Origin of the sequence: Microcoleus sp. B4-D4, assembly GCF_036705185.1 — a bacterium.
Taxonomy (GTDB): domain Bacteria; phylum Cyanobacteriota; class Cyanobacteriia; order Cyanobacteriales; family Microcoleaceae; genus Microcoleus.
The window spans coordinates 50,536-60,638 of record NZ_JAUBTX010000007.1; the positions used below are offsets into that span (position 1 = coordinate 50,536).

At 44.5% G+C, this 10,103-nt stretch carries 6 protein-coding genes and 1 pseudogene; 5 read left to right on the forward strand and 2 right to left on the reverse strand.

Annotation, left to right across the window (positions count from 1 at the left end; translation table 11 throughout):
• Positions 1-512: 512 nt before the first annotated feature.
• From QUB13_RS08435 to QUB13_RS08445, 3 genes are all read left to right on the forward strand, one after another.
• On the forward strand, positions 513-2,903 hold the full coding sequence (locus tag QUB13_RS08435; protein WP_333380045.1) for an ATP-binding protein: 2,391 nt from the start codon (positions 513-515) through the stop codon (positions 2,901-2,903).
• Between the two features lie 622 nt (positions 2,904-3,525).
• Positions 3,526-4,356, forward strand: a complete 831-nt coding sequence (locus tag QUB13_RS08440; RefSeq protein ID WP_333380046.1) for a ParA family protein — start codon at positions 3,526-3,528, stop codon at positions 4,354-4,356.
• Between the two features lie 236 nt (positions 4,357-4,592).
• Positions 4,593-5,738 carry a ParB/RepB/Spo0J family partition protein gene (locus QUB13_RS08445; protein ID WP_333380047.1) on the forward strand — a complete coding sequence of 382 codons (1,146 nt, stop codon included), beginning with the start codon at positions 4,593-4,595 and terminating at the stop codon, positions 5,736-5,738.
• Between the two features lie 233 nt (positions 5,739-5,971).
• Here the strand turns inward: QUB13_RS08445 and QUB13_RS08450 are convergent, their stop codons facing one another.
• Positions 5,972-6,154: a hypothetical protein gene (locus QUB13_RS08450; protein WP_333380048.1), complete on the reverse strand. Its 183-nt coding sequence runs from the start codon at positions 6,152-6,154 to the stop codon at positions 5,972-5,974.
• A 20-nt stretch (positions 6,155-6,174) separates the two neighbouring features.
• On the opposite strand from QUB13_RS08450, the gene QUB13_RS08455 reads away from it, so the two are divergent.
• A complete protein-coding gene (locus tag QUB13_RS08455; RefSeq protein ID WP_333380049.1) occupies positions 6,175-7,932 on the forward strand; it encodes a helix-turn-helix domain-containing protein in 1,758 nt (585 codons plus the stop codon).
• Positions 7,933-8,760: 828 nt separating this feature from the next.
• Here QUB13_RS08455 and QUB13_RS08460 read toward each other — a convergent pair.
• On the reverse strand, positions 8,761-9,045 hold the full coding sequence (locus tag QUB13_RS08460; RefSeq protein ID WP_333152402.1) for a hypothetical protein: 285 nt from the start codon (positions 9,043-9,045) through the stop codon (positions 8,761-8,763).
• 24 nt (positions 9,046-9,069) lie between these two features.
• On the opposite strand from QUB13_RS08460, the pseudogene QUB13_RS08465 reads away from it, so the two are divergent.
• Positions 9,070-10,103 (forward strand): annotated as a pseudogene (locus QUB13_RS08465) (hypothetical protein); the annotation flags it as partial.

Below are 10,103 nucleotides of genomic sequence, written 5' to 3' on the forward strand. Positions count from 1 at the left end.
CCATTACCAGTCAAGAGCGGCTTTAAGTACGCAACTTGGGTTAGTTGAGATGCAAATCCTCTCCTCAATACTGCCAAGCTGAGTCAGGCGGGAGCCAGTGTCGCTAACCGCTCGCTCTGAGAACTTATGGCTTTTGACTGATTTTGATTGGTTTGAAGCTGCGCTATTAATAATAGCAATTAGTCAAACAGCATAATGAAAGTGAGCAGGGATAGTGAGTGAGGATGGGAGAACTTTTCTACTTCCTACTCAACGCGAAGCTGAGTTATCAGTTTTGAATAGACATCTTAAATAGATATTTTTTGAACGGTTCGGCAGTAATACTTTCTCGGAAGAACGTTTTTTTCCTCATTCCCACTCCCTTTTTTTAACCAATGTTTCGCCCAAAAAGCTCAGTTCAAAAAAAATATGCCCTCCCGCTGCGCGTTGTGCTTACAGTCCCCAACGCTCTTTTGATTTCGACTTTACTATGTCTGACCGGATGGCTTTCTTTTCAAACAGGGCGGCAGACGATGAACGACTTGGTTGCACAGCTATTGCCAGAAGCAACGAGCCGCATCTCTGACCGCCTTGACAACTACTTAAAAGAAGGGGTTCGGGTTGGGAAAGGAGAAGGGACTTCTAAGAAAATGCAAACTGGTTCGGTGAACCAACTTCGCCCAAGTCAAACAGCCGGAGTCACAATCAAATCAAATGGGAAAACAAATGGGTCAGACTCTCCAAAAACAGTATTCCCTCAACAAAAAACAAATCCTGCTTTTTCTACCCCAACCTCAACATTCAACTTGCACGATTTCCACATCAGCCCTAACTGTCAAGCCTTTATCTTAGACCGTTCGGGACATTTAGTTGCTTGGAACGAGGTAACTCAACCAAAATCGTCTATTTCTGTTGACGGACTGCAGCGAAGAAGCGCCCAAACTCTGCAACAACAACAAGTAATCCAGCTTTCCACAGAGTATTTGCTTAAACATTATGGCAGCCTCGCTGCTATTAACAGCAGCCAAAATCTTAACTTTACTGCCAGCAACTCACTATACTGGCTGCAAGTCAGACCTTTTAAAAACTCGAAAGGCTTAAATTGGCTAATTGTGGCAGTTGTACCCGAAACCGACTTCACCCAAAAAGTTCAGGTCAACACCCGCAACACTCTTTTGCTCGTGCTGCTGGCTTTGGTTCTTTCTATCTGCCTTTTGCTGTCCATTTCCCTAAGAATAGAACAGCGGCTGCGACGGTTAATTTCGGCAACAGAGGCGATAGCTGGTGGCGACTTCGACTCAACAGTTTCAGGTAGCGGCGTTGCCGAACTCGAAGCCCTAGCTTGTGCTTTCAAGCGCATGAATTCCCAGTTAAAAGCATCTCGCCAGCGGTTAGAAGAATATTCCGGCGATTTAAAGTGGCAAGTTGCACAGAAAACAAAGGAACTAAAACAAGCTAAAATTGCCGCCGAAAGTGCCAATCGCGCTAAAAGTACCTTTCTGGCTAATATGAGCCACGAACTGAGAACGCCTCTGAATGCGATTATCGGCTTTGCTCACCTCCTTGTGAACTCTAAAAAAACTGCACCGGAACAGCAGTCGAGTTTAGATATTATCAATCGCAGCGGCGAGCATTTGTTGAAACTAATCAACGATATTTTGTCGCTGTCTAAGATTGAAGCTGGTCAAATTACCCTCGAATCAAATGCTTTTGACCTGTACAGTTTGCTCTCGGACATCGAAGGGATGTTCCAACTCAAAGCTCAGTCTAAAGGAGTGCAGCTTGTTTTTGAACGCCAGAAAGATGTACCGCAATACGTCCGAACTGATGAAAGCAAGCTGCGCCAAGTTTTGATTAATCTGTTGTGTAATGCTGTTAAATTTACTCAGGCGGGTAGGGTGAAGCTGACTGTAAAATGCCTTCAGTCTATGGCTAAAAAACCGCTATCCAAATTCTTTCTCCAGTTTTCGGTGAAGGATACAGGCCCAGGCATTGCCCCTGAAGAGATTAGCCGTTTGTTCAAGCCGTTCGTGCAAACTGAAACTGGTAGGAAATCGCAAACGGGAACGGGCTTGGGATTGCCAATCAGTAACTCTTTCGTCAAGCTGATGGGTGGCGAGATTAATGTCAAAAGTTCTGTGGGGAAAGGAACGGTTTTTAGTTTTCACATTAAAGTCAGTCATGCTACTGAGAGCGAAATTTATGACAGACTGCCACAAAAACGAGTCAAGGGGTTGGCATCGAACCAACAAATATATCGCATTTTGGTAGCGGATGATGAGTCGGCAAATCGGTTGTTGTTAACTCAGATATTGAAGTCGGCTGGTTTTGTTGTGTGGTTCGCGGATAACGGAACCCTGGCTGTTAAATTGTGGCGAAAGTACAAGCCGCATTTAATTTGGATGGATTTGAGGATGCCTGTTCTGGACGGCTTTCAAGCTGTTCAACAAATTCGAGCACGGCCGAACGGTTCTAACACTAAAATTATTGCTTTGAGCGCTAATGCTTTTGTTAAAACCCAGGAACTTGCCATGTCGAAAGGCTTCGATGATTTTGTTGCCAAACCGTTCCGAGAGGCAGTAATTTTTGAGAAGATGGCGCTTCATTTGGGTGTTCGCTATATCTATGAAGAGGAGTCGCCGAGGCAGTCGGAAAAGGATGAGCCTGCCCAGCAACTGACTTCTGAGTCGCTGTCTGTGTTGCCGAGGGAGTCGATTGAGAAGCTTTATAAAGCAGCCGCTTGTGGAGACGAGCAAGCGGTAAGGCTATTGATTGAGCGAATTCCGCTGTCGCAGAAGCAAATTGCTGTGGCTCTGACTAAATTAGTTGACAATATAAGTTTAGATATTATCAGCGATTTGAGTCAGAAGTGCCTTTCGGCAGATTGTACGCTCGGTAAATCCCAAAACAGTTCTCAAAGTTAACTCCCTGTTTAGAACCCGTATCTCAGATATCGATATATGAAGTTCGTTAGTCCATGATCGCGCGTATTATCAAAGTAGCAGGGCACCCAGTCTTTTCGTTCGAGTCCATTCAAAAACCCGGTGGTCAATCTGAGTTTATTTTTAATATCATCTAGGGAAAATTCGCTATAAGACATAGTTCCACCTTTCACTCCATCGTTCTAACTTTGGCAAATTTATCTCTAACGTCTTGAAACTATTTTCGTAATGTTTGATTTAGTTAGTCCTCTTAAGAGAAAGTTGGAGCGCGATCGCTTAGCTCAGATATTGATATATGAAGTTTGAGTGCATTTCGGTAGATTGTACAAGCATAATCCTAAGATGGTTTTTCAAGTTAACTCGGCAGTTCTAACGTAGCTCAGATATTGATATATGAAGTTCGGTTTCAATCGAGCGATCGAACGAACATCCTTTTCAACTGTCTTCTCTTGTACTAAACTTACTCAATTGTGCTCGACCGACTAAATATTAACTTGCTGTTTCAACGGGGGTCAACGGTGGTTTACCGCGCTGCTCTCATATATCGATATCTGATGCCGACTCTCGATATATGATACTTAAATCAACTACTTAATTCAAAACCATGCAAATTCGACTAGCAGTCATCAGTAATGCTGGTGGCACTGGCAAAACCACACTTTCAGTTCACCTCGCCTACGAACTGGGGTTAAGGGGTCTGAAAGTAGCCATTATGGATCTCGATCCCCAAGGCTCCCTGACCCTTTTTTGCGGTCTAAATCCGCCAGAGCCAGAACACACACTGTCCGCCATAATGCGAGAAAGCTTCAATGGCTCTTGGCCTCTTACTCCTACCTGGAGTCCCCACACCAATAATGTAACCGTTTGTCAAGGCGGAATGACGCTGACGCAAACAGCAGACGAGTTAGTTCTGCACAAACGTGGCGCTTATCTTCTAGGCGATTGCCTGAGCGACTATCCCTTGGATCACGACCTAATTATCTTCGACTGCCCCGCTACCCTCGGCCCCTTGCCCTTGATGGCACTAACTGCTTGCACTCATATAATAGTGCCCGTACAGCTCGAACCAAAATCAATTCAAGGAGCAGCTCACCTGCTGGAGTGGTACTACCACCATTGCAAACAATTACGCCTCAAGCCGCAACCAGACATCTTAGGGTTTGTACCCAACCAATACGATACGAAACGAGCCGTCCACCGACAACTTTTAGAGTCCTTGCCAGCCCAGCTAGAGCAGATGAATATCCGCGTTTTTCCACCTATTCGGGACAGTGCAGAATTTGTCAATGCAAGCGGTCAAGGGTTGCCATTACACCTTTATCGCCCGCTTCACCCAGCTTTAGGCGACTTCAAAGAGATTGTTAAACAGTTAGCTACTTTAATGGGAAATGGGGTCGAACCGGCTGTTGCCAAAAAAAGGAAAAAAAAGAAATAGTGTTTAATTCGCGATCGCAACTTGCTTGCCCATAAAAACGAGTTCTTCGTTTCTCTTACTGCGGCCTATCCCAGCAATTTACTTATTTTGCAACTTGGTTTCGCATAAAAACAAGTTCTTCGTTTCTCTTGCTGCGGCCTATCCCAGCAGTCTGCTTATTTCGCAACTTGGTTTCGCATAAAAACAAGTTCTTCGTTTCCCTGAATGCTATTTCCATACTTCATTCTCAAATCGCTATGGCTACCCGTAAAGCTCCAGACCTAGGAAATTATTTTTCATCTGCCAAGCAGTCAATGCACCTCTCTGAAGCTGAAACAGAGATTCAGCAACTCAAAGCAGAGATTGAAGAACTGCGAAAATCGGGATCGACCGAATTGGAAAATCCGCTGGCCTCCTTGCGAGAACAACTAGAGTCCGCAAGTGGTATCCTCTCCATTTCGCTCGATCGAATTATGCCCAACCCAGAGCAACCCAGACAGACTTTTTTGCCCGAAAGTATCGAGTCCATGTCCCGCTCCCTCGCTAGTGACGGACAACTGCAACCCATTATCTTGATTCAACGGGGGGATTTGGTGATATTCGATGGAGAGCGGCGCTGGCGCAGCGCTAAAAATCTGGGCTGGGAAACTTTACAAGCTGTGATCGTTCCAGAACCCGCGGCTTTGCACCGCAAAGCACTGCTGACTTCCCTACATCGGGAAGACCTCAATCCCCTCGACAAAGCAGAAGCTATTGTGCGGGAGTTGTCTGAAAATACGGGTTTGGAAGCTGCAACTATCCCCCGCATTCTCTCGACAGTCGTGCGACGCTTGAACGCACAAAAACGGATGAACTCAGTTTCCGAGTTGGTGACGGCGGCACCTGACGAGCAGGAACAGGGTTTAGCCGCTTTGGGTTTGGATGAACAAGAGTTGCCCGTCTTGGGGACGCTATTGGATTTGCAGCTCAATCCAGCTTCTATAGATGCCAACATTTTCTCAATGCTGTCTTTGGCTGATGACCTTAAGACTGCTATCAGGCAATTAGGACTTAAAGGGGTTCATGCAACGGCTCTTTCTAAACTCTCTGCGAAAAATTTAGTCTTGCCAGAGGAAGAAGCGCAGCCGATTAGAGTTCAAGCAACTAATCGAGTTATTGCCGAGAAATTGTCGGTGACTCAAACTCGTAAATTGGTGCAAGAAATTATCAATTCTAATCTGGATGATTTTCCAGGGGCAGCCCGCCAATTCAAGCAGGTAAAGTTGGCAGCTCTTAATTTGAAAAAGCTGTCACCCCAAGTGTTGGAGCAAGCTGAGGTTGACCAACTGGTGGAGTTGCAGGAGGTTTTGCGCCAAAAGCTGGCGGAAATTGAGGCGGTTTTGAAACAAAATGGTGGGGAATAATACCAATTTCATAAATTTCTGCTACAGAGGCAGTTCTAACTCCTCCCCTCGAACGGGGGAGTTGAGGGGGTAGATATTTAGCGATATTTTATGAATTTGGTATAACAACAAAGTTTCGATGGGGCTGTCTGCTGAAATCGATCGACTGTTTCTACCCATCGTTTTTATCGATCGCCTTCGATCTGATTAGCTGCCAGACAATCTATAATAAACGAATTGCATTGTGGAGGTAGTTATCCATGAGGCAATGCAAGCTTGTGAGTCAGTTTTTGAATTTTTTGATAAGTTGTTCCGTCTGACGGTAATTTCGATCGCAAAACAGCTTTTTGTTGGTTGTAGCAAGCACCGATCGCCTTGAGGAGTTTACCATTAATAGTCGGCGGGTTAAATCTTGCTTGATTCGATATATGTGGCAACCTGAAAACACATTGTCCTTATGAGAGACCGCGATCGCATCCAACAATACGCTCTCAAACTAGGTAGAGAAGGTAAACTCCTATCTTCAATATTAGTGAATATTGCTACCCGATTGCATCATGTTTTGAAAACAATTATATCTCAAAACAGTGGAATAAAACACTTACCGTATCGCGATTTAAAAATCACCCCACAATTATTAGGAACTATTGAAAAAACATTCGAGAAATACTTTATATCTGATTTTCTGGAAAAGAATGCAGAGTGGATACTGAATCAATTAGATATCTGCGAGCGAGGAGAAAACCTATCGGATATTCTGCCTGGAACGATCGCTTTTCACCCTGACGCATCCTTACCCAAATCCGAATCCCGGACAGAATCTCAGATAATTAGTGCGTGTGGATATCATGCTGCCGATGAATTACTACAACAAATAAATATACAAAATCTATCCGCAGCTCAGTTGGCAAAAATCTTAGAACTTGCACCCCTTCCAATTCCAGTAACCGAACCCCCATTATTCAAGAATAAATCTGTAGAAGCTGTTCCAACAGCAGCTCTGATGGCTTCCAGTCTCCGCGCGCAGATCCGACCTGATTTGTGGTATGAAGCTGCCAGCAGTATTGCTGTTTTTCAACATGAAGCAAAGGGTAACTCAAACAATTATATCGAGCATTACATTTCCAGCCCAGGTGACATTACCCTGCTGCCTTGGAACGAAGCCCAGCAAATCATTGATAAGTTTGGGTTTACCAGCGCAAAATTGCACATTATTTTTGCAGCTCACACCATGAAACAAGAGACTCCTTGGCACAGCAGCTTTACACTAAAAGCCAGCGATATTGTTAAGGAAATGGGATGGGATAAAAATCACAAAAAAACTAAAATAGAAAAACTGCTAGAGATTGCTAATACAGCATTTGCCCTTGATTGTTTGTTGGTCAAAGCTGTTTGGATTGAGGGAATGAACAAGAAAGGGCAAATTATAGCTAGTGCTCCTGTAGGGAGAATGTGGAATGTCTACATCAAACCCCAAGGTCAGTTAAATTTTGAAGGTAAGATAGACAACCCCCATGAAATCTACATCACAGTCCAACCCGGATTGTGGACTCAGGATTTTTTGAACCGAGCTGGAGCCAAGTCGAGAGAAGCGTTATATCAGTTTGGCTATCTTTCCCAGCAAGTGCTGAGAATCGATCCGTACCATAACGAATTTGCCTTAAGACTAGCAATTCATGTCACCATAGAAAGCCGATTTCACGCCAGTGGTGAATACCGAGTTTTAACGCTACTAAAAGCGATTTTACCATCTCCACAAATTGACTCAGCTCGCAGCGATAATCGCAAAGCCTACAAATTAAAGCAGAGCTGGGATAGTGCCTTAAAACTATTAATGAATCTGGAGTGGCAAATAGAATTTGACCCGGAAACTTATCCAGATAAACTTCAGCCTGAGAACAAAGAAAGAAACCCAAAAGGCTACCTGGAATGCTGGCTGGCGGCCAAAATTACCATCCTTCAGCCAGAACCCATCCCACTTTTAATCTCAAAGAAGACCCAACCCAAACAATTAAAGCGCGCTTCGGCAAAACCACTCTCGATAGCAGGTGCTTCCGTGCGAAAAGCCCGTGAAGGTAAGGGGTGGACTCAGAGAAAATTAGCTGGTTGGTTGGGGGTTTCACAGTCGCTGATTGCTCAGATAGAGCGTGGTCAGCGGACTGTCAGCCCGGAAATAGAGACTAAATTGCTCGCTCTATTGGATATCGCTGAGTGAAGTCGATCGCATTTGAGATTGGAGATTTTAGATCGATGGGGGTTTGAAACTTGTCGGCTGTTGAATTCAGTTTTGGGGCGCGGTACTCGTACCAAACTGACTCGTCGCCTCACTGGTCGCTGCTTCGGAAAACTTATACCATTTCTCCAAAATAATGCAACAGTAGTTTGTACCGCTCGAATCTAATTGTATTGGGTACTCGACCCGCATTGTAGCAGCATTTTAGAGAAATTGTATTACCCAAAGCTGCTCATAGATTGGGTTAGTGTTTTTTATCCTACGATCGTGACTTCAAGCAGATAAAAAACTTTGACCTTGCGCTGTGTCGATTTTAGGCACGTTAGAGAATTTTGATGTTACCCAGCAAAAGCCTTACTAATCAACAGCAAGCAAAAATTTTTTACGCCCGATCAATAAAAGATTGGTTATTCAAGTTGTTATTCAATTTGAGCGATCGCAGCGACAGAGCCTGGGGCTGGCTGCGTATCTTGCGGGTGCCATGACTTTCTTAACGCAACCTCAGTCCAGACTTTACCGGGCTGTATCTTTACTGGTTTGAGCTGGTTGTCCAGTTTTGTCCGGTATCTCGCGGATAGCTATGCAGGTGAACGCATTCAAATACTCCTATTTTCAGAATTAGCGAGATCCAGCGAGCCTAAAGGGCTAGTTGCCGTAATCAAGCTGACAGCAGCCGTGTAATCATAAAAAAAACTTAAAAAATCGAGCTTGAACCCTTACAGTATATGGGTTTAAGCTTGATTACAAAAACATCCACATCCCAGGACAATTTTATCCACATCCCAGGATAATCTTATCCACATCCCAGGATTATGATTTTTTGAAACTCTTGCTATATATAAGTTTCAGCTTTTGATTACAACTCTTATAAGTCTGACAAGACTGATCCGCCACCACATCCCGCGACGATCGACCTGGCAGGATGGAAAAAATAATCGCACGGGCTCGACGATCGATCGCCAATGCAGCGCGATGGAGCGCATCTCGCCTTCCTGCTGCAAGCACGAGCGGATACCCCGCGACCAAATCCGACCAAATCCATAACAACCCCTCTCGCACGCTTCTAGTAGCTACCACAGCCGCTAAAAGTGACACGCTCATTTTTACCGCGAACAAAAAATGGTTGCAGATACAACTACCTGGCACAAACCACCACTCACCAGATATGCCTCAATTTACGAAGCCCTGGCCGACGTACTCGAAGGCGCTACCCCCAGCGCCATCAAACTCGCCCTCTACCTGTACAGAACCTGCATCGGCGGCAAACCAGAGGAAATCGACATCTATGACATCCCCTTGGGCGAAAAACGAGCCACAAGAGTCCGCAATGGCAAGCCCTACAGCCCCAACACCAGGCGGACAGCCCTCAGACAGCTCGAAAAACTCGGTTTGGTCAAAATCCTGAAAAACTACGGACGCGGCATTTTTCGCATAGCAGTGCAGCACCTGGGCGACGTTCGCCCCTTCACTCATACCCACTCAAAATTCCAAAAACTGAGCAACTCATCAAAAAATCAACGTCAACAGTCAAAAATTGAGCAAATAGAGGGTTCAAACCCTGATGGCGCCGTACTCTTTACAGAGGATAAGAAAGGACAGCAAAGCACAGAAAATGTTGCTGCTGTTTTTTTAAGTTTTTTTGAAGAAAGAGAAAATTTAGCCAAGACAAATGTAAAACCAAAAAATGTAGAACCAAAACCTGCTACTCAAATCCAGACCAAAGACAGTCAGTCAAATAAAAATTCACAACAAAGACTAAAAATTCTAACTGAGGATAAATATTCCGCCCCAACCGCTGAATATCTGAATACTAATTCAGATAAAATTCAAGCGATCGATGATGCGACAATACCTTGCAGTTCAGAACAAACAGGTTTAACCTCTGAACCCCCGCAAAAACTACCCACAAAACTCGACAGCCTCGACCATCAAAGAATCTCTGGCGCCGAACCAACAATAACCAACAAAGCTGTCCGGTTAAATCTCGAAACATCTTCGTTCGTTAATCCTCAAGTCGCTAAAATTGTCGAAACAGTTGTAATTGCCAATTCCAAAGCAACTGAAATTGCCGAAATGGTTGCAATTGCCAATTATGAAGCGATTGCAATTTCCAATCCTGATGTAACTGAAATTATCGAAGCGGTTGCAATTGT